This is a genomic window from Streptomyces sp. NPDC127068 (assembly GCF_042724695.1).
GTDB lineage: Bacteria > Actinomycetota > Actinomycetes > Streptomycetales > Streptomycetaceae > Streptomyces.
In genome coordinates this window covers 25028-47340 of the sequence record NZ_JBHXEN010000047.1, presented here as the reverse complement: position 1 = coordinate 47340, position 22313 = coordinate 25028, and the positions used below count along the sequence as shown (strand labels likewise).

The 22313-nt window shown below is 72.8% G+C and carries 20 protein-coding genes; 13 read left to right on the top strand and 7 right to left on the bottom strand.

Annotated elements, in window-relative coordinates; all coding sequences use genetic code 11:
* Nucleotides 1-39 precede the first annotated feature (39 nt).
* The 9 genes from ACFWIA_RS26260 (at nucleotide 40) to ACFWIA_RS26220 (ending at nucleotide 9406) form a co-directional block, all read left to right on the top strand.
* Nucleotides 40-1692 (top strand): ABC transporter substrate-binding protein, encoded by a 1653-nt coding sequence (locus tag ACFWIA_RS26260; RefSeq protein WP_387009158.1) that lies wholly within the window; start codon nucleotides 40-42, stop codon nucleotides 1690-1692.
* Entirely contained in the window at nucleotides 1677-2678 is a 1002-nt protein-coding gene (locus ACFWIA_RS26255) for an ABC transporter permease (protein WP_387009157.1), read from the top strand. Before ACFWIA_RS26260 ends, ACFWIA_RS26255 begins: the two co-directional genes overlap by 16 nt.
* Complete coding sequence (locus ACFWIA_RS26250) at nucleotides 2675-3484, top strand: ABC transporter permease (protein WP_387009155.1); 810 nt, start codon at nucleotides 2675-2677, stop codon at nucleotides 3482-3484. Before ACFWIA_RS26255 ends, ACFWIA_RS26250 begins: the two co-directional genes overlap by 4 nt.
* Entirely contained in the window at nucleotides 3481-5121 is a 1641-nt protein-coding gene (locus ACFWIA_RS26245) for a dipeptide ABC transporter ATP-binding protein (protein WP_387009153.1), read from the top strand. Before ACFWIA_RS26250 ends, ACFWIA_RS26245 begins: the two co-directional genes overlap by 4 nt.
* 186 nt (nucleotides 5122-5307) lie before the next feature.
* The gene (locus ACFWIA_RS26240; protein ID WP_387009151.1) at nucleotides 5308-6495 is read left to right on the top strand and encodes a cytochrome P450; all 1188 of its coding nucleotides are present in this window, start codon (nucleotides 5308-5310) and stop codon (nucleotides 6493-6495) included.
* A 7-nt stretch (nucleotides 6496-6502) separates the two neighbouring features.
* Nucleotides 6503-6709 carry a ferredoxin gene (locus ACFWIA_RS26235; RefSeq protein WP_387009149.1) on the top strand — a complete coding sequence of 69 codons (207 nt, stop codon included), beginning with the start codon at nucleotides 6503-6505 and terminating at the stop codon, nucleotides 6707-6709.
* Between the two features lie 53 nt (nucleotides 6710-6762).
* Nucleotides 6763-7953 carry an acyltransferase family protein gene (locus ACFWIA_RS26230; protein WP_387009148.1) on the top strand — a complete coding sequence of 397 codons (1191 nt, stop codon included), beginning with the start codon at nucleotides 6763-6765 and terminating at the stop codon, nucleotides 7951-7953.
* Between the two features lie 32 nt (nucleotides 7954-7985).
* Nucleotides 7986-9215 (top strand): cytochrome P450, encoded by a 1230-nt coding sequence (locus ACFWIA_RS26225; protein WP_387009146.1) that lies wholly within the window; start codon nucleotides 7986-7988, stop codon nucleotides 9213-9215.
* The gene (locus tag ACFWIA_RS26220) at nucleotides 9212-9406 is read left to right on the top strand and encodes a ferredoxin (protein WP_387009144.1); all 195 of its coding nucleotides are present in this window, start codon (nucleotides 9212-9214) and stop codon (nucleotides 9404-9406) included. The genes ACFWIA_RS26225 and ACFWIA_RS26220 overlap by 4 nt, the downstream gene beginning before the upstream one ends.
* 70 nt (nucleotides 9407-9476) lie before the next feature.
* On the opposite strand, the gene ACFWIA_RS26215 is transcribed toward ACFWIA_RS26220, so the two are convergent.
* From ACFWIA_RS26215 to ACFWIA_RS26205, 3 genes are all read right to left on the bottom strand, one after another.
* Entirely contained in the window at nucleotides 9477-10487 is a 1011-nt protein-coding gene (locus ACFWIA_RS26215; protein ID WP_387009142.1) for an aldo/keto reductase, read from the bottom strand.
* Nucleotides 10488-10499: 12 nt separating this feature from the next.
* Nucleotides 10500-11015, bottom strand: coding sequence for a hypothetical protein (locus tag ACFWIA_RS26210; RefSeq protein WP_387009140.1), 516 nt, complete (start codon nucleotides 11013-11015; stop codon nucleotides 10500-10502).
* Between the two features lie 81 nt (nucleotides 11016-11096).
* Nucleotides 11097-11711, bottom strand: a complete 615-nt coding sequence (locus ACFWIA_RS26205) for a TetR/AcrR family transcriptional regulator (protein WP_387009138.1) — start codon at nucleotides 11709-11711, stop codon at nucleotides 11097-11099.
* Nucleotides 11712-11812: 101 nt separating this feature from the next.
* On the opposite strand from ACFWIA_RS26205, the gene ACFWIA_RS26200 reads away from it, so the two are divergent.
* Both ACFWIA_RS26200 and ACFWIA_RS26195 read left to right on the top strand, forming a co-directional pair.
* On the top strand, nucleotides 11813-13243 hold the full coding sequence (locus tag ACFWIA_RS26200) for an MFS transporter (RefSeq protein ID WP_387009136.1): 1431 nt from the start codon (nucleotides 11813-11815) through the stop codon (nucleotides 13241-13243).
* 255 nt (nucleotides 13244-13498) lie between these two features.
* Nucleotides 13499-16309: an AAA family ATPase gene (locus ACFWIA_RS26195; protein WP_387009134.1), complete on the top strand. Its 2811-nt coding sequence runs from the start codon at nucleotides 13499-13501 to the stop codon at nucleotides 16307-16309.
* 30 nt (nucleotides 16310-16339) lie between these two features.
* Here the strand turns inward: ACFWIA_RS26195 and ACFWIA_RS26190 are convergent, their stop codons facing one another.
* Nucleotides 16340-17113 carry a BTAD domain-containing putative transcriptional regulator gene (locus ACFWIA_RS26190; RefSeq protein WP_387009132.1) on the bottom strand — a complete coding sequence of 258 codons (774 nt, stop codon included), beginning with the start codon at nucleotides 17111-17113 and terminating at the stop codon, nucleotides 16340-16342.
* Between the two features lie 192 nt (nucleotides 17114-17305).
* Here ACFWIA_RS26190 and ACFWIA_RS26185 point away from each other — a divergent pair, with 192 nt between their 5' ends.
* Complete coding sequence (locus tag ACFWIA_RS26185) at nucleotides 17306-17527, top strand: DUF6059 family protein (protein WP_387009130.1); 222 nt, start codon at nucleotides 17306-17308, stop codon at nucleotides 17525-17527.
* A gap of 45 nt (nucleotides 17528-17572) precedes the next feature.
* Here ACFWIA_RS26185 and ACFWIA_RS26180 read toward each other — a convergent pair whose 3' ends face one another.
* Nucleotides 17573-19090 carry an immunity 49 family protein gene (locus tag ACFWIA_RS26180; RefSeq protein WP_387009128.1) on the bottom strand — a complete coding sequence of 506 codons (1518 nt, stop codon included), beginning with the start codon at nucleotides 19088-19090 and terminating at the stop codon, nucleotides 17573-17575.
* Between the two features lie 108 nt (nucleotides 19091-19198).
* A complete protein-coding gene (locus ACFWIA_RS26175) occupies nucleotides 19199-19981 on the bottom strand; it encodes a TSUP family transporter (RefSeq protein WP_387009126.1) in 783 nt (260 codons plus the stop codon).
* Nucleotides 19982-20167: 186 nt separating this feature from the next.
* On the opposite strand from ACFWIA_RS26175, the gene ACFWIA_RS26170 reads away from it, so the two are divergent.
* On the top strand, nucleotides 20168-21088 hold the full coding sequence (locus tag ACFWIA_RS26170; protein ID WP_387009124.1) for a hypothetical protein: 921 nt from the start codon (nucleotides 20168-20170) through the stop codon (nucleotides 21086-21088).
* Nucleotides 21089-21118: 30 nt separating this feature from the next.
* On the opposite strand, the gene ACFWIA_RS26165 is transcribed toward ACFWIA_RS26170, so the two are convergent.
* The gene (locus ACFWIA_RS26165; RefSeq protein ID WP_387009122.1) at nucleotides 21119-22195 is read right to left on the bottom strand and encodes an alpha/beta fold hydrolase; all 1077 of its coding nucleotides are present in this window, start codon (nucleotides 22193-22195) and stop codon (nucleotides 21119-21121) included.
* Between the last annotated feature and the right edge of the window lie 118 nt (nucleotides 22196-22313).

Below are 22313 nucleotides of genomic sequence, written 5' to 3'. Positions count from 1 at the left end.
GGCTGACCAATCGTCACGAACCAAGCGATGAGGACACCGATGCACTCGGGCACACGGATACGTACCCACAGACCCGCCACCGGGGCGGGCGCCACCGCACTGCTGCTGGCGCTGGTGACCGCGTGCTCGGCGGACACCGGGGGAGGGGGCGGCAAGGCCGGCGGCCCGCCCCGCGACGGCGGCACCCTGCGCCTGGCCATCGCCAAGGAACCCGAGTGCCTGGACCCGCACCAGAGCCCCACCGAGGCGGCCCGACTGCTGACCCGCCCGATCGTCGACTCCCTGGTGCACCAGACCGCCAAGGGCACCTTCGAGCCCTGGCTCGCCAAGAGCTGGAAGGTCTCGCCCGACGGGCTGACCTACACCTTCGTCCTGCGCGACGACGTCACCTTCACCGACGGCGCCGCCTTCGACGCCGCCGCCGTGGTCGCCAACCTCGACCACGTGGCCGACCCGGACACCAAGTCCCTGCTCGCCTCCAGCCTGATCTCGGCCTACGAGTCCTCCCGCGCGGTCAACGCCCACACGGCGGAGATCACCCTGAAACGGCCCGACTCCGGCCTGCTCGGCGCCCTCGCCCTCCCCAACCTCGGCATCGAGTCCCCGGCCACCCTCAAGGGCTCGCCCGCCACCCTCTGCAAGAAGATCGTCGGCACCGGCCCCTTCCGCACCGAGACCGGACTCGTCGCCCAGAAGGGCATCGACCTCGTCAAGAACCCCGACTACCGGTGGGCCCCGAAGTCCGCGGAACACTCCGGCCCCGCCCACCTCGACGGCATCGCCATCCAGGTCGTCCCCGACAACGCCTCCCGCAACGGCGCGCTCACCAGCGGACAGATCGACGCGGCCACCGGACTCGACCCCACCAGCACCCGGAGCCTGCGCAAGACCCCCGGCTTCACCCTCCACACGAAGGACTTCCCCGGCGCCAACTACAGCTACTGGCCCAACACCGCCAACGGCCCGCTCGCCGACGTCGCCGTCCGCAAGGCCCTGCGCGCCGGCATCGACTGGGCCGACCTCGCCCGGAAGGTGTACTTCGGCCAGTACCCCGCTGCGGACGGCCCGCTGTCCGCCAGCACCCCCGGCCGCGCCGACCAGGGCGTCGCCTACGCCCACGACCCCGCCGAGGCCGGCCGCCTCCTGGACCGCGCCGGCTGGACCTCCCGCGACCAGGACGGCTACCGCACCAAGAACGGCAAGCGCCTGAAGGTCCGCCACCTGTGGTCCGACCCGTCGATCACCAACCTCGCCGTCCAGGTGCAGGCCGCGGCCAAGAAGCTGGGCGTCCAGTTCGTCGAGGAGAACGTCGACGGCGGCACCTTCGTCAAACGACTGCTCGCCGCCGACTACGACATCATCGACACCAGCTTCTCGTCACCGGGCCCCGACGTGCTGCGCGTCCTGTTCGGCAAGGAGAACATCCCCACCCCGAAGCGCGGCATCAGCAACAACATGGCCCGCTACGACGACCCGGAGGTGGAACGGCTCTTCCTCGCCGCCCAACGCGCCGAGGACCAGTCGGAACAGTTCCGGATCTACGGCGAGGTGCAGCGGAAGATCACCGAGGACGCTGCCGTGCTCCCGATCTACTCCCCGGTCTCCACCCTCGCCGCCCGCGACGCGGTACGCGGCACCGGCTTCACCGCCGACGGCTCCACCGACCTGTACGCCGCATGGCTGACCTCCTGACCGTCGGGCCCGCGCCGGGAGACACCGCCCCGGAGCGGGCCCGTCGGGCCCGCCTCCTCAGGCTCGTCCTGGTCCGCGCCGCCGGCTCCGTCGGCGTCCTGTGGGGCGCCGTGACCCTGACCTTCCTCCTCATCCAGATCATGCCCGGCAGCACCGCCGACGTGCTGCTCGCCCGCTCCAGCGTCAGCCCGCAGGTCCGTGCCGAGATCATCGCCCAGTACCGCCTCGACGACCCGCTGCCGATCCAGTACGCCACCTACCTCGGCCGGATCGTCCGCGGCGACTTCGGCGACTCGTACGTGCTGCGCCGGCCCGTCTGGGAGGCCATCGGCTCCCAACTGCCCGACACCCTGCTGCTGATCCTGTCCACCCTGCTCGTCACCGCGGTGGGCTCCGTGCTGCTCGCCGTACTCGGTGCCCACCGCCGCGGCTGGGTCCCGGCCCTGTTCGCCGCCGTGGAGTCCCTGGTGGTGGCACTGCCCCCGTTCTTCCTCGGACTGCTCCTGCTCACCGTCTTCTCGTTCACCCTCCACTGGTTCCCCACCGTCGGCACCGCCGGGGTCAGCGGACTGGTCCTGCCCACCGTCGCCCTCGCCGCCGCGCCCACCGCCGTGGTCGCCCAGGTCCTGCGGGAAGGGCTGCTCCGGGCCCTGGAGGAGCCCTTCGCGGTGACCGCCCGGGCCCGCGGCATCGGAGAACTGGCCCTACGGGTCCGGCACGTCCTGCGCCACGCCCTGCTGCCCGCCACCACCCTGATGGGCTGGATCGCCGGCTCCCTCATCGGCGGTGCCGTCATCATCGAGATCGTGTTCTCCCGACAGGGAGTGGGACGGCTGATGCTCTCCGCCGTGCAGAACAAGGACCTGCCCGTCGTCATCGCCGTGGTCCTGCTCGCCGCCACCGTCTTCGTCCTCGTCAACATCGCCGTCGACGCCCTGCAATGGCTGATCGACCCCCGCACCCGCGACACGGGGAGGTCGACGTGAACCGCCCCCGCACCGGACTCTGGCTGGGAGTGGCGGTACTCCTCGTCCTGGCCGCCATGGCCGCCGCGCCCGCGCTCTTCACCGGCACTGACCCCAACGCCACCGACGTGAACGCCCTCCTGCGACCCCCCGGCGAAGGCCATCTGCTCGGCACCGACCAGAGCGGGCGCGACCTGTACGCGCGGATCGTGTACGGGGCCCGGCCCTCCCTGCTCATCGGCGCCGGCGCGGTCGGTCTCGCCCTCGTCGGCGGCACGCTCGTCGGCGTCGCCGCCGCGCAACTCGGCCGGATCGCCGACCAGATCATCAGCCGACTGCTGGACGTCGTCCTGTCCGTGCCCGGGCTGCTCCTGGTCTTCCTGGTGGTCGCGGTGCTCGGGCCGGGCGCCACCACGGCCACCGTGGGGCTCGCCGTCGTGTCCCTGCCCGGCTTCGCCCGGGTCGCCCGCGCCGAGGTGATCGGGCTCCGCTCAAAGGCGTACGTCGAAGCCGCCCACGGCTTCGGCTGGACCCGCACCCAAGTGGTCGTCCGGCACGTCCTGCCCAACGCCGCCGGACCCGTCCTGGCCCTGGCCACCGTCTCCCTGGGCGCCATGGTCGTGGCCAGCTCCAGCCTCAGCTTCGTCGGCCTCGGCCCACGGCCCCCCACCGCCGAATGGGGGGCGATGCTCGCCGACAGCCGGGAGTTCCTCGCCGTCGCCTGGTGGCCCGCCGCCTTCCCCGGCGCCGCCATCACCCTCGCCGTCCTCGCCGTCACCGTGCTCGGCCGGCACCTCCAACACACCCTCGACGGGAGACACCGATGACCGAGGCGACCACCACGGAATCCCCCGTGCACACCGCGGGCGGCGCCGAACTCGTCCGGGTGGAGGACCTCAAGGTGAGCTTCGGCCGCGGTCGCCGTCGGGTGGACGCCGTCCGCGGGGTGTCGCTGAGCATCCGGCGCGGACAGGTCGTCGCCGTGGTCGGCGAGTCCGGCTCGGGCAAGAGCGTCACCGCCCGGAGCCTGGTCGGCCTGGCCGGCGACGGTGCCACCGTCGAGGCCCGGACCCTCACCTTCGACGGCATCGACCTGCGCCGCCTGGACCCCCGCCGCTGGCGCGCCCTACGGGGCCGCCGGGTCGGCTTCGTCCTCCAGGACGCGCTGGGCTCCCTCGACCCGCTGCGCCGGGTCGGCGCCGAAGTGGCCGAACCCCTGCGGGAACACCGCACCGTGCCCACCGCCCGGATCCCCGCCGAGGTCGAACGGCTGCTCGCCGCCGCCGGAGTGCCCCGACCCCGGATCAGGGCCGCCCAGTACCCGCACCAACTCTCCGGCGGACTGCGCCAGCGCGCCCTGATCGCCTCCGCCCTCGCCGCCCGCCCCGACCTGCTGATCGCCGACGAACCCACCACGGCCCTGGACGCCACGGTGCAGCAACAGATCCTGCACCTGCTGCGCGAGCACGCCCGCGCCGGCACGGCCGTCCTGCTCATCAGCCACGACCTCGGTGTCGTCGGGGAACTCGCCGACCACATCCACGTCATGAAGGACGGCGTCTTCGTCGAGGAGGGGCCCGCCCGGCAGGTCCTCACCGACCCCCGCCACCCCTACACCCGCGCCCTGCTGGCCGCGGTCCCGGGGGGCGACGCCCAGGCCGTTCCCGCCGCGCCAGGACCGGTGCTGCTGCGCGCCGAGGACGTGGTCAAACGGTACCGGTCGCCGCACGGCCCCGCGCTCACCGCCGTCGACGGGGTGTCGCTGACCGTGCGGGCCGGCGAGACCCTCGGCATCGTGGGCGAATCGGGCTCCGGGAAGACGACCGTGGGCCGGATGCTGATGGGACTCGTGCCGCCCGACAGCGGCCGGATCACCCTCGACGGCCGTTCCTGGGCCGAACGCTCCGCCGCCGAACGCCGTACGGACCGCCGACGCGTCCAGATGATCCACCAGTACCCGCTGGGCTCCTTCGACCCGCGCTACACCACCCGGCAGCTGCTGGAGGAACCGCTGAAGGCGGTGCGCACGGCGCGCGGCGCCCGCGCGGCGCGGGTGGCGGAACTCCTGACGTACGTCGACCTGCCCGAGACGGTGCTCGACCGCCGGGCCCGGGACCTGTCCGGGGGACAGCGCCAACGGGTCGCGATCGCCCGGGCGCTCGCCCCGGACCCCGACGTCGTCGTCTGCGACGAACCGGTGTCGGCCCTGGACGCCTCCGTCCAGGCCCAGGTCCTCGACGTCCTGGTGCGGGTGCAGCAACGCCTCGGCGTGGCCTACGTGTTCATCTCGCACGACCTGGGGGTGGTCCGCAGGCTCAGCCACCGGGTCGCGGTGATGAAGGACGGCCGGATCGTGGAGACCGGCTCCGCCCGGGACGTGTTCGGCGGCCCGCGGGACCCCTACACCAAGGCCCTGCTCGCAGCCGTCCCCCGGCTGGGCGCGACCGGACGAAAGCGGTTCTGAAGCCCCGCTTAACCGCTCTTGCCCGCGGTGCCCGGGCTGCATAGCGTCGGGTTTCCGCAGGTTTCCGCGCTCTCCGCGATTCCTGAACGACCCGCGTTCCCTGCGCTCTCCGTCTTCCCCGCCCCCGCCCCGCCCTTCTTCCCTGCGTTCTCCGATGTTCGCCTCCCGTGTGAAGGACGTAGCCCCATGACCGCATCCCCGCCGTACCCCCAGCCGCGCACCTGCCCCTACCAGCCGCCCGCCGGATACCGCGAGATCGGGGCGGCGGGGCCGGTCCTCAAGGTGACCCTCTTCGACGGCCGCGAGGCATGGATGATCACCGGGTACAAGGAGTCCCGGGACATCCTCACCCACCCCAACCTCTCCTCGCTGCGCACCCACCCCGACTTCCCCATCGTCGCCCCGCGGTTCCGCTCCCAGATCGCCCGCAGCCTCGCGCTGATCGCGATGGACCCGCCGGTGCACGACGTCTACCGGCGCTATCTGAACCCGCACTTCAGCCTCAAGCAGGTGCGTCGGATGAAGCCGGAGATCGAGCAGATCGTCTCCGGATTCGTCGACCGCATCGTCGACCAGGGCCCGCCGGCCGACCTGATCCCGCTGCTCGCCGTGCCGCTGCCGTCCCTGGTGATCTGCCGCCACCTCGGAGTGCCGTACGCGGACCACGAGTTCTTCCAGGACGCCAGCGGCAAGGTGATGCTCGGCACGGAGGAGGAGTCGGCGACCGCGGCCCAGAACCTCGTCGACTACATCGACGGACTGGTGACCGAACAGATCAAGTCGCCGACGGAGGGCCTGCTCGGGCAACTCGTCACCGAACGCGTCCTCACCGGGGACATCGGGCACGACGAACTCGTCTCCATCGCCCTCGTCCTGCTCATCGCCGCGCACGAGACCACCTCCTCCTCGCTGGCGCTCGGCGTCATCACCCTGCTCGAACACCCCGGGCAGCTGGCCAAGGTGCTGGAGGACGACGACCGACTGCCCGGAGCCGTCGAGGAACTGCTGCGCTTCATCGCCACCACCGACCTGGTCGCCACCCGGATCGCCAAGGGCGACATCGAGATCGGCGGTCACCTCATCCGGGCGGGCGAGGGCGTCCTGGTGTCCGGCACCCTCGCCAACCGGGACGAGAACACCCACGAGCGCCCCGACGAGTTCGACGTGCTGCGCGCGGACACCCACCACGTGACGTTCGGGTTCGGCATCCACCAGTGCCTGGGCCAGAACCTCGCCCGCCTCGAACTCGAAGTGGCGTTCCGGGAGCTGTTCACCCGTCTCCCGGGCATCCGGCTCGCCGTCGACGTGTCCGAACTGCCCATCCTCGGCGCGGGCACGGTGCAGCGGGTGCTGTCCCTCCCGGTGGAGTGGTGACCGCGCCGTGCGCGTGTACGCGGACCGCGAGTCCTGCATCAGCGGCGGCCGTTGCATGGCCACCCTCCCCGAGGTGTTCGACCAGGACGACGAGGGCCTCGTCGTGGTGCTCACCTCCCGCCCCGCGCCGGAGCACCACGCCAAGACCCGGAAGGCCGCCTACCTGTGCCCGGCGCGGGCCATCGACGTGACCGAGGGTCCGTCCGCGAACTGAAGCACCGCCCGGACGCCACCGTCGCGAGCGGAAGAGAGAAGCGAGCAGCGAACATGCCACCCCACCCCCGGACGCCGGACGTCCGCCCCGCCGACGAGCCGTCCAGACTCCCCTCACTCACCGGAACGCGGTTCGTCGCGGCGTTCCTGGTCTTCCTCTGCCACGCCTTCGTGCTCGGCTACTTCCACCCGGAGACCGAGCGCGCGCTGCGGCCCTTCGCCTTCGCGATCGGCTGGCTCGGGGTGGAGTTCTTCTTCGTCCTGAGCGGGTTCGTCCTCACCTGGTCGGTGCGGGCGGGGCAGCCGGCACGCCGTTTCTGGCGCCGTCGGTTGGCGAAGGTCTACCCGAACCACCTCGTGGCCTTCGCCGCCGCGGTGGGGGTAGCGGTCTGGTGGGGGCAGGACCTGGACGTGCTGAAGGCCCTGCCGGGGCTGTTCCTGGTGCACACCTGGTACCCGCAGCTCGACGTCATCCTCTCGGTCAACGTGGTCACCTGGTCGCTCGCCTGCGACCTGTTCTTCTACCTCGCCTTCCCCCTGCTGTACGCCGTCGTCCGGCGCATCCCCGCCCGGGGACTGTGGGGGGCGGCCGGGGCCGTCGCCGCAGCGGTCATGGTGTTGCCCGCCCTGGCCTCCGCCTGGCTGACCGGTGCCCCGCGGCTGCCGGGCCAGGACATGTCGCTCGTCCAGAACTGGTTCCTGGTGTCGTTCCCCCCGGTCCGGATGCTGGACTTCGTGCTCGGCATGATCATGGCGCGCATCCTCCGTGAGGGCCGGTGGATCCGTCTCGGTCCGTTGGCCCCGTTCGCCCTCCTCTCCGTCGGCTTCGCGGCACAGATCTGGCAGTTCCCCGGTGTGTACAGCCTGACGGCACCGATCGTGGTGCCGATCGCCCTGCTCGTCCCGGCGATCGCCGCGGCCGACGTGACCGGAGGCCGTTCGGCGCTGCGCGGTCGGGTCGCCCTCTGGTTGGGCACGGTGTCCTACGCCTCGTACCTGGTGCACTACCTCGTGCTGATCGCCGGACACCGGCTGCTCGGCGCGGGGCGCACCTGGGACGTGCTGCCGGCGACGGGGCTGCTCGCCGCGCTGTTCGCCGTGACGACGCTGCTGGCCTGGGCACTGCACCGGTTCGTCGAGGACCCGGGGATGCGCCGTCTGGGCCGGTCCCGGGACACGCCCGCCCCCGCCGCACACCGCCGGGACGTACGGGAGGCGCCGTCGGCACCCGCCCTCTCCGACTGACCCGAACCACGGAACGGAAAGGAACGCGCCCCTTGTTCTCCTACCCGCAGGACCGGACCTGTCCCTACCAACCGTCCCCCGGATACCAGGACATCGGGCGGAGCGGACCGCTGCACCAGGTGGCGTTGTGGGACGGCCGGGCGATCTGGATGGTCACCGGACACGCCACCGCACGGAAGCTCCTCGCTGATCCACGGCTTTCCGCGGACCGTTCCCGGGACGACTTCCCGGTGGTGCTGCCCCGTTTCGAGGCGCCCATCTTCAAGCCCCTCGCCCTCATCGGATTCGATCCGCCGGTCCACGACGTGCACCGCAGGATGCTGGCCCCGCACTTCAGCCTCAAACGGGTGCGGGACCTACGGGGCGAGGTCGAGGAACTGGCGGGTCGCCTCATCGACGACATGCTGCGCGCGGGGCCGTCCGCCGACCTGGTGCAGGACTTCGCGCTGCCGATCCCGTCCATGGTGATCTCCGAACTGCTCGGTGTTCCCTACGAGGACCACGAGTTCTTCGAGACCAAGACGATGAACCTGCTCCAGGCGAAGGACGCGGAGGGCGCCGAGGCGGCCGGGCGGGCCCTGTGGGACTACCTGGACGACCTGATCACCGCGACGGAGGGCCGATCCGAGCCGGGCGAGGGGGTGTTGGCCCGGCTGGCCCGCCAGGTGGACGGCCGGGACCTCACCCGCGACGACCTGTTGCGGATCGCCCTGGCCCTGCTGATCGGCGGTCACGACACGACCTCCCAGATGATCGCGCTCGGTGTGGTCACCCTGCTGGAACACCCGGACCAGTTGGCCGCGCTGCGCGCCGCTTCGCCGGAGGAGCTGCCCGCGGCGATCGACGAACTGCTGCGGATCGTGTCCGTCACCGATGTGTCGGGGGTACGGGTCGCGACCTCGGACATCGCGGTCGACGGAGTCGTCATCCGGGCCGGGGAGGGCGTGCTCGTCTCCTCCTCGATGACCAACCGGGACCCCGGGGTCTACGACGACCCGTACGCCTTCGACGTCCACCGCGGTGCGGGCCGCGGTGGCGTGCCGTCCGGTCGGCAGCACCTCACCTTCGGCTTCGGCATCCACCAGTGCCTCGGGCAGAACCTGGCCCGGATGGAGCTGGAGGTGGCGTTCTCGACGCTCTTCGAGCGGATTCCGGACCTGCGGCTCGCGGTGCCCGTCGACGAACTGCCGGTACGCACCGGCGGCACCATGCAGGGCGTGCACCGACTGCCCGTCACCTGGTCGGGGGAGGCACGCCGATGAGGGTGAACGCCGACCGGGAGCGGTGCATGGCCGCGGGCCACTGCGCGGTCACGGTGCCCGCGGTCTTCGACCACGGGGACGACGGGCTGGTGGTGGTCCTCGACCCCAAGCCCGACGAAGGCGTCCGCGAGGAGGTCGAACTGGCGGTGGACCTGTGCCCGTCCCGGGCGTTGTCGCTGGCCACGGAGTGACGTGGGTGGGGGGAGGGGGACGAGGGCGAGCCCCCGTCCCCCTCCCCCCACCGGTGCGCCCGCCGGGCGCTCAGAGGCCGATGTAGGCCAGGCTCTGCTCGTTCCAGCGGGCGCCCCGGACCTCGGCCGGGGGCACCGCGGCGGTGACGGCGGCGAGGTCCTCCGCGCCCAGGGCGAGTCGCACCGCCGCCGCGTTCTCCTCCAGGTGCGCCACGTCACCGGTCCCGGGAATGGGGACGACGTCGGGGCCGCGCTGGTGGAGCCAGGCCAGCGACAGTTGGGCCGGTGAGGCGCCGAGCCGGTCGGCGACGGCCGCGAGACGGTCGACCAGGGGCAGGTTCGCCGCGAGGTGCTCCGGGGCGAAGCGGGGGAGGCCGAACCGGCGGAAGTCGCCCTCGGCCAGCTGGTCCACCGAGCGGACGGCGCCGGCGAGGAACCCCCGGCCGAGCGGCGCGTACGGGACGATCGCCACGCCGAGCCGTCGGCACGTCGCCACCAGCTCCTGCTCGATGTCCCGCGACCACAGGGACCACTCGGTCTGGAGGGCGGCCACCGGGGCGACCGCATGGGCCCGGGCCAGTGTCTTCGGGCCGACCTCGCTCAGTCCGAACTCGCGGATCTTCCCCGCCGTGCGGAGTTCCGCGAGTGCCTCGACGGTTTCCTCCACGGGCACGTTCCGGTCGATCCGGGTGAGCGTGAACAGGTCGATGTGGTCGACCCCGAGGCGCCTCAGCGAGGCCTCGCAGCTCGCCCGGACGTGGGCCGCGTCCCCGCGGATGCCCGTACCGACGCCCGGGCCCGGCCGGACGACCCCGAACTTGGTGGAGATCACCGCTTGTTCGCGTCGCCCGGCGATCGCCTTGCCGATCAGTTCCTCATTGGCTCCGTGGCCGTAGACGTCCGCCGTGTCCAGGAGCGTGACGCCCAGGTCGAGGGCGTGCCGGACGGTGGCGATCGCCCGCTGCGGTTCCACGGGGCCGTGAGACCCGTAGAACTCGGACAGTCCGAGACAGCCCAGGCCCTGGGCCCCCACGGTGAGCGAGCCGATCGTGCGGGTGGGCAGCGGGGCGGTGCGGGTCATCGGTCGGTCCCCTCACTTCTTGTAGACGACGATCGACGACTCGTACGTGCTGTGCGATTCCTTGACCAGCGGCCGGAACTGCCGGAAGCCGATCGCGCCGCGCAGGGGCCCGCCGACCACGACGGCCGGGAAGGTCGCGTGTTCGCCCGCCGTGAGCCGGGCGTCGTCGACCAGTCCGCCCGCCCTGATGACGTTCCCGTCGCGGAGGGTGATCTCTTCGCCGAAGTAGGCGACGAAGTGCCCGTCGCCCGGCTGGCGGTAGAGCATCCGGCCCGCGCCCTCGGTGCGCCCGAGCGGTTCGCCGTCCGGGCCGAAGATCTCCAGGGACACGGTCGCGAAGTCGTTCTCGGTGGGGCTGGTCCCCGTGGGGTCGGGGTTGTTCGACCGGTAGGCGACCACCTTCTCGGTGAGGTCGCGCAGGATGAGCGACCGGCTGGTGTCACGCAGGGCGCCCACCTCCGTCGCGTCGGTCTTCGGGGGCGTGGCGACCAGCGGCAGCAGCCGGTCGTACAGGACCTGCAACACCACGATGAGCCCTCCTGATGCGGGATGCGCCGATTCCCGTAGACGCTAGGAGGACCCGCTCAACCGGTTCTAAAGGACGTGGACTCACCGACCGGGCGGTCCGGCCGCCGGGGCGTGCACGACGATCCCCTCCAGCACCAGGCGCAGGAACCGTTCGCTGCCGTCGTCCTGCCCCGGCCGTGCGTTCTCGCGGACCCAGGCCGCCCCGCTGAGCAGGTCGAACAGTTCGTCGGCGGTGAGGTCGGGGCGGATCAGGTCGGCCCGCTGGGCGGCGCGCAGCAGGTCCGCCCCGCTGCTGTGCATCGCGGCGCACGCGGCGTGCGAGGGCGTGCCCTCGTCGTACATGCTCTGGGTGAGGATGCCGACCAGCCCGCGGAACGTGCTGATGTGGTGGACGGCGCAGTCCATCCACTCCGTCAGCGCGGCCAGCGGGTCGTCCTGGTCGGCCAGGCCCTCGGCGCGGGCGATGAGGTGGGCGAGACCGTCCCGGGTGGCCGCCTCGACCAGCGCGGCGCGGGTCGGGAAGTGGCGGTAGAGGGTGCCGATCGCGACCCCGGCGCGGGCGGCGATGTCCTCCAGGGCCGCATCGGAGCCCTCGGCCTCGAACGCCTTGCGGGCCGCGGCGAGGATCGCGTCGTAGTTGCGGGCGCCGTCGGCCCGTTTCGGGCGCTGGGCGATGTAGGGCGGGGCGTCTGCCACGGGTACCTCCACTTGACTACCTGAGGGTGCCTCAGGTTAACTGCATCCGCCTAACCTGAGGCTGTCTCACCATAGTATCCCGCGCCTACCGTGGAGGACCCATGACCGCAGACACCGCCCCCGGCGAGCTCCCGAAGGGCGCCGCGCCACCACAGACCTCCTGGGCCCTGGCGCTCACCGCGATCGTGGGCGCGGAGTTCATGCTCCAACTCGACGGCACCATCGTGAACGTGGCCCTGCCGGCCCTCCAGGAGGACCTCGGCGCCTCCGTCGCCTCGGCCTCCTGGGTGCCCAACGCCTTCCTCCTCGCCTTCGGCGGACTGCTGCTCTTCGCCGGCCGACTCGGCGACGCCCTCGGCCACCGCAAGGTCTTCCTCGGCGGGATCTCCCTGGTCGTCGTGGCCTCCCTCGTCGCCGGCCTCGCCCCCAACCTGGAGGTCCTGCTCTTCGGACGTGCCCTCCAGGGCATCGGCGCCGCCATCGCCGGCCCCACCGGCCTCGCCCTGCTCGCCCTCGTCTTCGAAGGGGAACGCCAACAGCGCGCCTTCGGCCTCTACTCCACCGTCGCCGGCCTCGGCGCCTCCGGGGGCATGGTCCTCGGCGGCCTGCTGACCTGGGCCGGGGACTGGCGCTGGAGCCTGCTGGTCAACGTTCCCGTGGGCCTGGCCCTGCTGCTCCTCGCCGCCAAGACCCTGGGCCTCAAGGACGGCCCCACCCGCCCCCGTTCACTCGGCCTGCCCAGCGCGGCCCTGGTCAGCGGAGCCGTCACCGCCGGCGTCTACGGCCTCGTGCACGCCGCCGAGCAGGGCTGGGGCGACACCTGGACCATCGCCGCGCTGGCCGCGTCCGCCGTGCTGTGGACCGCCCTCTTCGTCGTCGACTCCCGCAGCGCGGAACCACTGCTACCGGGACGCATCTTCGCCGACCGGGTGCGCGCCGGGTCCTTCCTGAACCTGCTGCTCCTCGCCGCCGTCCTCACCAGCTTCCTCATCTACCTCGTCCAGTACCTCCAAGGAGTGCTCGACCTCAACGCCCTCCAGAGCGGCCTCGCCATCCTGCCCTTCGGCCTCGCCCTGCTGGTCACCACCCAGGTCCTCACCAAGCACCTGGCACCGATCGACCTCAAGCTGCGCGCCATCGGCGGACTGGTCGTCGTGCTGGCCGGCGTGGCCTGGCTGACCCTGCTCGACGGGAACAGCTCCTACGCCACCGGGGTCCTGCCGCAGATCGTGCTCATCGGCGTCGGAGTGGGCGTCGCCATCGTCCCCTTCAACATCATCATCCTGTCGACGGCTCCGCCCGAGTACGCCGGAGTCACCGCCGGAGTGCTCCAGACCGCCCTGACCATCGGCGGTTCCGTGGGCCTCGCCGTCCTCCTGATCCCCTTCACCGCCGACGGCGGCTCCGTCGCCGACACGATCTCCGACGTGTTCGTCTGGGCCTCGGCACTCACCGCCCTCGCCATCGCCGTCGCGGTGTCGTTCTGGTACGGCCCCGGCGCCCGCACACCGGAGCCCGCCGCACAGGACTGACCTGACCCCCGCCCGGCGGCCGGGACGCCGCACGGAACGACCCGACGGCCGACGGCCGACCCTCCACCAGGACCGGGATCCGCGCTTCCACCGGCGGATCCCGCAGAAGCGTACGAGCGGTTCCGTGAACGTTATGTTGCGTGATAAACCGCTCTCTCGGTGCTCTCCTATGCTGGCGGAGCCCTCAGCGGTGCCCGGGACCCGAGAGGCGTCCCGACCGCCGTTGCAGCAGACCGCGGAAGGAGACCGGCCGACATGGTCACCGCTCTCGCAGGGACGAAGACGCGCACCGCCGTCCGCCGCACGGAACTGGAGACGCTCCGCGACCTCGTCCGCTCGGCGACCGCCCGCCGGGACGCCACCGTGGAACTCACCGGCGACCCGGGCTCCGGCAAGACCGCGCTGCTCGCCGCACTCGCCGCCGAAGCCCGGGCCCAGGGCGTGGTGGTGTTACGCGGACTGTGCACCGGAACCGAACGGGAACCGGTGCCGCTCCGCCCCTTCGCCCAGGCGTTCGGCGGCCTCGACACCACCGGAGCCGGCGGCCCCGCGTTGACCCTCGGCACCGCCGCCCTGGTGCACAGCCTCGCCCGCCCGCCCCGGGACCCCACCGCACTCGTCCCGTCCGGCGGCGGACTCACCCACGGCTGCCACTACTTCGCCGAACTGCGCCGCATGATCGCGGACTGCGTCGCCGCCGTGCCCCACGGCCTGCTGCTCGTCCTCGACGACTTCCACTGGGCCGACCCCTGCTCGGTGCAACTCGTGGACGCCCTGATGCGCCGGCCCATCGGCGGCGGCCTGGGAATCGTCGTGGCCCACCGGCCGCGCCAGGCCCCGGTCGGTCTGCGCCTGGCGGTCCGCCACGGCGTCGAACTGGGCACCGTCGAAGAGGTGAACCTGGCCCCGCTGACCCTCGCCCAGAGCGCGGAACTGCTCGACGTCCGGATCGACACCCCCGACCTCGACCGACTCCACGAACGCAGCGGCGGCAACCCCCTGCACCTCACCGCACTCGCCGCCGAGGAGGGCCCGCCCGACGACCCCGGACACCTGGCCGTGCGCCGCGGCCTGGAGACCCGACTGCTCACCGAATGCGCACCCCTCGACCCCGACGAACGGCTCGCCGCACACGCAGCAGCCGTGCTCGGCGAATCCTTCGACGTCGAATCCGTCGCGGTCGTTGCCCAGATGGCCCAGGACGAGGCGTGCCGGGCACTCGGCTCGCTGCGCACCCGCGACCTCGTCCGCACCGCACCCCGCAGCAGCGCCCTGGCGTTCCGCGACCCCCTGCTGCGCGACTTCCTGTACGGCGAGGCCGACTCCTGCTGGCGGCTCGCCGCCCACCGCAGGGCACTGACCCACCTCACGGCCCTGGGGGCCCTCCCGTTCGACCTCGCCCCGCACGTGGTCCTCTCCGGTTCCCTCGCCGCCCCCCGGGACCGGGCGGTGCTCGGCGCCGCGGTGAAGGAGGCGCTGCCCGCGGGACGCACCGCCCTCGCAGCCCAGTGGACCGCCGCGGCCCTGCGCCTGCACCGCGCAGCACGCGAACCGGCGCTCGCGGCGGATCCGCCCACCGGCCCCGACGCCACCTGCTCACCGGGCTGCGAGCTGTGGCTCCCCGTGGTCCAGGCCCTGGCGGCCGAGGGCGACGTCACCCACCTGCGGACCCTGACCCGCGAGATCCTCGCGACCCTCGCCGACCTGCCGCCCGCCGACCGCATCCCAGCCGTCGCCACGATCGCCCTGGTCCAGGCGACGCTGGGCCTCCCCGACGAGGCCGGGGCGCTCCTCGCCCCGCTGCTCGCGGCCCTGCGCGGCACGGGCAGACCCGAGGCGGCCCTCCAGGTGCAGTCCCAACTCGTGCTGGTGCTCGCCGGGCAACTCCCCTCCCGCGCCGATGTGGAAGTCCTCGCCCGGCACACCGAGGCCGCCCCACCGATCACCGCCGCCGGCGCGCTCGCGCTGCGCGGACTGAGCACCGTCTTCGCCGGAGACCTGAGCGCCGCCGAAACCGATCTGGACACCTGCGCCCAGATCCTCGACGGTCTGGAGCCCCACGGCCCCGGCACCCCGGCGGAACTGGGCGGCGCCGACGTCTTCGCCGGCTACCTCGCGGTGCTGGCCTGCGGCGAAGCGGCGATGGGTTGGTACGGTCCCGCGCAGGCGCACGCCGAGCGCGCCCTCGCCACGGCCCGACTGCGCGGCGACGCCCATCTGCTGCCGATGCTCCTGAACGTCCTGGCCTACGTGGGCTACCAGGACGGGCGGATGTCCGAGGCGCTGGAGTCCGCCCAGGAAGCACGGTCGCTCGCCCGGGCGACGGGCAGCGACCACCACGTGGCCCTCGCCGACGCCGTCACCGCCGCGGCCTGGGCGTGGCTCGGGGACGCCGGACCGCACCCGACCCGCCCGGACAGCCACGGGGCGGTGACCGGAGAGGTCCCCCGCACCTCGGTCATCGCCCTGCTGCACGCCGAGGCGGCCCTCGCAGCGGGCGACGGCCACACCGCGCTCGCCCTGCTGCTGCCCGCCCGGGACGCCCGGCGCGTGCCCCAACCGGCCCGCATCCTCGCCGCCCGGGTGTACGAACTCCTGGCCGCCGCGTCCGTGGTCACCGGCGTCGACGCGACCTGCTGGGCGGAACGCGCCGAAACGGCAGCCGCCGAGGCCCAGGTGACGGAGCAACGCGGGTACGCACTCCTCGCCCGGGGCCACGTCCTCCTCGCCCGTTCCCTGCCGACGGACGCCGCCCACTGCTACCACGAGGCACACGCCCTGCTGGGCGAGACCACCGCCGGCATGCGCGCCCGTGACCTCGCCCGCATCGCCCATCTGGCCTGCGGCAACGGCGAGACCGCCGCCGCCGCGGACGGCCTCGCGGAACTGACCCTCCGGGAGCGGCAGGTGGCCGACCTCGCGGGCCAGGGCCTGAAGACCCGTGACATCGCCGAACGCCTCCTGGTCAGTCCGCGCACCGTCGACGTGCACCTCACCCGCATCTACAGCAAGCTCGGCGTGCACAGCCGGGCCGCCCTGGTGCGGCTGTTGGCCCGGGCCGCCTGAAGGTGCCGACGGGACGGGCCGCGGGTCCGTTCAACCCGCCGTGGGCAGGTCGAGCAACCGGTCGGAGGTGAGGATGGCCTGGTGCAACAGCCGCAGCGACCGGTGCGGTTCGAGGCCGAGCTCGGTGCGCAGCACCCGCTGCGCCGAGCGGTACACCTGGAGCGCTTCGGCCTGTCTCTCGGAGCGGTACAGCACCAGCATCAACTGCCGGTAGAACGACTCCCGCAACGGGTACTGGGCGGTGAGCGTGCTGAGCAGGCCGACCACCTCGCGGTGCCGTCCGAGGGCCGTGCGCGACTCCACCGACAGCTCCAGGCACTGCAACCGCTCCTCCTCCGCCCAGGTCGCGAACGAGGTCAGGACGGGCCCCTCCGTGACCCCCTCCAGAACGGGACCGCGCATCAGTGACAAGGCGTCCTCGAACCTCGCCAGCGCCTCCTCGTGCCGACCGGCCGACCGCAGTTCGCGCCCCGCCCGCATCGCGGCCTTGAAGTCGTCCACGTCCCAGCTCGCACCGTTGAGGCACAGCTCGTACCCGAGGGGCCGGGTGACGAGGGCGCGCCCCGGATCACCGCCCGCCGCGGCCAGGAACTTGCGGGACTGCGAGACGTACACGTGCACCGCGGCCGAGGCCCGGCGCGGTGGTCGGCCGCCCCAGAGCTCCGTCACGAGGTGTTCCTTGGTGATGACCCGGCCGTTGCCGATCAGCAGCGTGGCCAGCGTCGTCTCCACCTTCGGGGCGGACAGCGAGAAGCTCTGCTCCGCGTGGCGAATGCGGAGGGGCCCAAGGAGTTCGTAGCGCATCGCATCCTCGTCCAGTCAGGGAACACATGTGTGGGTCTCACGTGGTGCATCACTGTCATCTCCGGCGTCGAGTCCGCGCATCGGGGAAAGTACGTACGTAGACGTATTGGCTTGATCTCGTGGTTGTTGACGGGGGCGGGGGAGGGGGCGAGCAGGTCAGTGGCCTGACGGCTTTGGCGGCACTTTGGCGTCATGCCCGACCGTGACGGGATGTCACTCCTGGTCCGGCGCTGTCTGGCACGCATCTGGGCGGCGTTGATCGCCTACGGTCACCTCTGGGTCCACATCCCGGAGACACCACTCGTCCCGGGGCACGCTCCCGCCCCGGGCCACCCGGAACGGCTGTGCCCCTGGGTTCCCGCCACGGAGCAGGAACAGGCCATCTGGGACGACCTCACCCCACGATCCCGCTGATCCGGCCGGTGCGACCCCGCCGGATCGGGCGACAACATCGGTCGTTCAGCCGGCCAGCGGCCTCGCCCCGTCGAGCACGTGGGACGGCAGGTAGGGGGAGCTCACCCGGATGGCCCAGCCACGCCTTCGTGCGTGGCAGGCCAGGCCCAGCACGTCGAGGTCGAGCGCGGAATCGACGTGCCGGGCGCGGTCCGCGACCCGGTAGTGGTCCCGGTGCTGCTCCAGGGCGTCGGCCAGGGCCAGGTTGAAGCTCTCCTCGTCACCGTCGACCAGCTGCGACAACAGCACCGCCGGAGGCATCCGGAACCCCCAGTCCCGGGACCGCTCCTGGGTCTTCAACGCCTCGTCCGCCGCGGGGCGGGGGTCCTCGGCGTGCAGGTAGTCCAACAGGGCCCTGCGGTACGCGGCGAAGGCGGAGGTGTCCTGACTCAGGGCTTCGGCGCCGCCGACCACCAGCGGGGCCAGTTCCTCGCGCCGTCCGCCGATCAGGGCCAGGGCCACCGCGCTCTGCCAGCCCCCGGCCCCTGCCCAGCCCCGTGCCGTGCGCTGCCGCACGTCGTTCAGCAGGTACTCCGCGTCGGACGCGGCTTCACCCGCACCGTCGGGCCGGTCCACCACCAGGGAGCGCGCGGCGAGTTCCGCCACGGCGTCCGGGCGGCGGTCCGCACCGTAGCCGCCGACCCGGGGCCCGGCGCCCTCGAACCCGGTGACCAGGGTGCGGGGCAGGTAGTCCGTCGACAGCGGTGGCCACCACCCCGCACGCCGGTAGGCGAGCGCCGCCAGCGTCAACGGCTCCAGGGGCAGCAGGGTGTGGGGAGCGGCGTGGTACCCGGGCCGGGCGCTCTGCGCCACCAGCAGTGACGTCAGGCACGCGTCGAAGCCCGCCCGGTCATCGGCGGCCAGGGCGCGCAGGGCGGCGAGCGCAGTGGTGTGCGGATGCTCCGCCGCCCCCGCCGGCGCCTGGGCGCGGACCCGGGCCAGGGCCTCGTCCAGGGCGGCGAGCTTGTGCTCCGCCCCCGGCGGGTAGGGGGCGTCGTCATCGTCGAGGTCACCCAGGACGTACACCATCAGACCGTGCATCAACTCGACCGACGGCTGTCCCTCCTTGCCCCGCTGCGGAACCTCCCGCGCGAAGTGGAACGCCTCGCTGTGACGCTCGGCCTTGTCGACGAGGACCGCCAGGCAGAAGCCGTCCAGCCACTGCCCGACGCTCACGCTCTCCGACGGGCCCTCGTCCGGCTCGTAGCTCATCCCGAAGTTCACGTAGTCCAGGAAGACGCTGAAGGAGACGTGCGGCCAGTACGCGGCGAACTGGACCGCGCCCGCGGCGGATTCGGCGGCGGCCTCCAGCACGGCCTGCGCCTCCGGAGAACTCAACTCCGGTTCCGCCGCGGACAGCGCGCCCAGGTAGTCGAGGAACTCCTCCGCGATGAACGACCACACCCCGGTCGTCATGCGGTCGGCCTTCGAGCTGGAGATCACCAGGCGGGTGATGCGGTCGGTCGCGTCGTTCAGCGTCGCCGAGATCGCGCTCTCGCCCACCTGGTGTCGTTCTATCCGCACTGCTCAACACTCCCCGTGTACAGGTCCGGTACCTGGCCGTCACCCTATTCCCCGGCACCGACAGCGCCCCGGTGCCCTCTCCTGCGCGGGGCCGCGTCCGGGCTCCCGTCAGCGCACGGACTGGACCGCGTACAGGGCGCCCACCGCGGTGACCAGGACGCCGAGCAGGGCGCGCAGGGCCCGTTCGGGCAGCCGGGTGCGGAGCCGGGCGCCGAGGTAGCCACCGGCGAGCCCGCCCAGTCCGCAGGCCAGTCCGAGGAACCACAGCGGCGCGATGTCGTCGCTTCCGCCGAGGGCCAACAACCCGAAGGTGCCGGCGCCGACCACGGAGGTGAGGAACGTGGCGGCGAGCGCGGCCGGCGCGACCTTCGCGACGGGCATCCCCCGGCCGACCAGGAACGGGCCGATGAGGGAGCCGCCTCCGATGCCGTAGATCCCGCCGACCGTGCCCACGACCAGCGCCAGGAGGCGGACGGTCCGCGGTGACGGCTCCGCCGCGGGACGCACGGGTGCCGGGCGCAGCGTCCGGACGGTCAGCCACAGGCCGAGGGGCAGCAACAGCGCGGCCACGAGTAGCCGGAACACGGCGGGGCCGGGCACGGCGAAGACCCGGATGACGGCGCCGCAGACCACCCCGGGCAGGGTCCCCGCGACCAACAGCCGGGTCAGCGAGCCGTACAGCAGCCCGTCCTGGTGGTAACGCACCAGGGCACCCGGACCGGCGACCACGTTGTAGAGGAGGTTCGTGGGGGTGACCGCCGGGCTGGGCACCCCGAGCAGGCTCAACTGCACGGGCAGCAGGAACACCGCACCGGACACCCCCACCGGTGTGGTGACGACGGCTATCAACAGTCCCACCGCGAAGCCCGCGGCCCCCGTCTGCCACTCCACGCCGTTCCTGCCCCCCGTTCCGGCGGACGGCCGTGCAACTCACGGTCCTCCGCGGCTTCCTGGTGTACGGGAGGACCGTAAGGCCCCGGGCCGGCACCTCGCTCGGAGTGAACGCCCGGGGCCGAACGGAGCAGCCGCCGGCGACGCGTTCCGGGCGGCGCCCGCGACCGTCCTAGCGTGCGCGGGGTGAACCGACCTCGCGCACGCCGCCCCCTCGTCGCCGCCCTGCTCAGCGGTCTCGTCCTGGCCGCCCCCGCCACCGCCGCACCCCCCGAGGACGGCTGGGCGCAGACCGGGACGGGCATCACCGCGGGCATCAGCGGCATCGCCGTGACCGGCCAGGACGGGACCGCCGTCACCGAGACGGTGGTGGTGCACGACAACAAGCGCACCGGGCAACCCAGGGTCTCCCGCATCCGATCCGCCCCCGGCGGGACCCCGCGGGTCGACGTGCTGCGCTGGGACGGCGAGCGGGAACCCGTCGACCTGGAGGCGCTGAGCGCCGTCCCCGGTGTGCCGGGGGAGTTGGTCGCCCTGGAGAGCTCCGGACGCGGCTACCACCTACGCCTGGCGGGTGACGCGGTACGGGTCCTGCGGGAGTTCACCGTTCCCGGCGTCGAAGCCGGCTCCGGCCGCAACCACGAGGCGTTCCACCTCACCGGGACACCCGGCCGGCTGACCGCGGTGTGGGCGCACCGCGGCCAGGACGAGGACCCGGCGGTGCTGTACACCGCCGCGCTCGACTGGCGCAGCCTCACCTTCGGCACCCGCCGCTCCGCCGAGATCCGGGTCCCGTTCCCCGCGACGCACGTGCGGCACATCAGCGACCTGGCGGTGTCCCCGTCGGGACGGGTGACCGTGACCTCGGCGTCCGACCCCGGCGACGACGGGCCCTTCGACTCCGCCGTGTACGACGTCGGCCGGGTCGTCACCGGTGGGCTCGACGGCCCCCGCCCCGCTCCCCGGGCACGTCCCCTGCGGCTCGCGGTGTTCCCCGGCCACAAGATCGAGGCGTTGGCCTGTGCCTCCGCCGGGCGGGCCGTCCTCGGGACGGACGACGAGAACGCCGGCGGCTCCTGGCGGGTGACACCGCTCTGCCCGCGCTGAACCGCAGGACGCGGCGCCGGTCGGAACGCCTCAGCTGCCGCCGGCGGCGAGGAAGGCCAGCACCTCACGGGTGAACCGCCGACCGGCCTCCAGGTGCGGGAGGTGTCCGACACCGGGCAGCTCCACCAATTGGGCACCGGGCACGGCAGCGGCGGCCCGCCTGCCCAGCACCGGGAAGTTCCCCAGCTTCGCACGGTTCTCCGGCGTCGCGTACGACTTGCCGACCGCCGCCCGGTCCTCCTGCCCGATGACCAGCTGCACCGGGAGCCGCAGCCGCGGCAGTTCCTGCACCACGGGCTGGTGGTAGGCCATCTGGTACGTACGGGCCGACGCCTGCGCCCAGCGCGGGTACTCCGCACTGAGCGTGATCCGGTAGCGCAACTCCACGTTGCGTTCGTAGGCGCGCCGCCAGGTCACCACGTAGGACGCGTAGAAGGCGCGGATGCCGGCGAGCGAGGTGTTCGCCAACTCGTCGGCGAACAGGCGCTCGGTGCTGTGGGCGTGCACGAGCTCGCGGTAGTCCTCCAACCCCACCGGGTTGGCCAGGACCAGCTTGCCGACCCTGGTCGGGTGGTCCAGCGCGAAGCGCACGCCCAGCATGCCGCCCATCGAGTGGCCGATGACGTCGACCTCCGCGATGCCGAGGTGGTCGAGGAGGGCCACCGTGTTCTGCGCCAACAGCGTGAAACGGTAGTCCAGGGCGGGCTTCGAGGAGCGGCCGAACCCGATCTGGTCCGGTACGACGACCCGGTGGCCCGCCGCCGCCAGGGCCCGCGCGGTGGGCGTCCAGGCACCGCCGTCGAAGTTCTTCCCGTGGAGCAGCAGCACCGTGCGCCCGGACGCGGCGCCGCCCGCGGGAGCGAGGTCGAGGTAGGCCATGTCGACCGTCTCGCCCTGGTTGACCAGTCGCAGGAAGCGCACCGGAAACGCGCTCGGGTAACCCTCCATCGCGATGCCCAAGGGAACGTCGTACTGCGGAACGCCGTCCTGCCGACCGGAGGGGGAACCGGCGGAACCGGCCGCGCTCGCCGACCCGGCCGGCCACCCCGTGCCCACCGCTGCCGCGGTCGCCGCCCCCGCCGAGAGGAATCCCCTGCGCGTTCCCATGCGTCCCCCTGCCCGTCCGGTACCCGAATGGGCTCATCGTGCCCCAACTCCCCCGGATGTCAAAGGAATTGCCGATCCGGGCGGGGTGCAGGGCCGGAGCCTCCCGCCAGCGGGCCCG

Coding starts and splice junctions, on each gene's coding strand:
- ACFWIA_RS26255 (WP_387009157.1), top strand. CDS start 1,677: ATGGCTGACCTCCTGACCGTCGGGCCCGCGCCGGGAGACACCGCCCCG.
- ACFWIA_RS26200 (WP_387009136.1), top strand. CDS start 11,813: ATGACCGCAGACACCGCCCCCGGCGAGCTCCCGAAGGGCGCCGCGCCA.
- ACFWIA_RS26190 (WP_387009132.1), bottom strand. CDS start 17,113: ATGCGCTACGAACTCCTTGGGCCCCTCCGCATTCGCCACGCGGAGCAG.
- ACFWIA_RS26230 (WP_387009148.1), top strand. CDS start 6,763: ATGCCACCCCACCCCCGGACGCCGGACGTCCGCCCCGCCGACGAGCCG.
- ACFWIA_RS26220 (WP_387009144.1), top strand. CDS start 9,212: ATGAGGGTGAACGCCGACCGGGAGCGGTGCATGGCCGCGGGCCACTGC.
- ACFWIA_RS26245 (WP_387009153.1), top strand. CDS start 3,481: ATGACCGAGGCGACCACCACGGAATCCCCCGTGCACACCGCGGGCGGC.
- ACFWIA_RS26185 (WP_387009130.1), top strand. CDS start 17,306: ATGCCCGACCGTGACGGGATGTCACTCCTGGTCCGGCGCTGTCTGGCA.
- ACFWIA_RS26195 (WP_387009134.1), top strand. CDS start 13,499: ATGGTCACCGCTCTCGCAGGGACGAAGACGCGCACCGCCGTCCGCCGC.
- ACFWIA_RS26165 (WP_387009122.1), bottom strand. CDS start 22,195: ATGGGAACGCGCAGGGGATTCCTCTCGGCGGGGGCGGCGACCGCGGCA.
- ACFWIA_RS26260 (WP_387009158.1), top strand. CDS start 40: ATGCACTCGGGCACACGGATACGTACCCACAGACCCGCCACCGGGGCG.
- ACFWIA_RS26240 (WP_387009151.1), top strand. CDS start 5,308: ATGACCGCATCCCCGCCGTACCCCCAGCCGCGCACCTGCCCCTACCAG.
- ACFWIA_RS26215 (WP_387009142.1), bottom strand. CDS start 10,487: ATGACCCGCACCGCCCCGCTGCCCACCCGCACGATCGGCTCGCTCACC.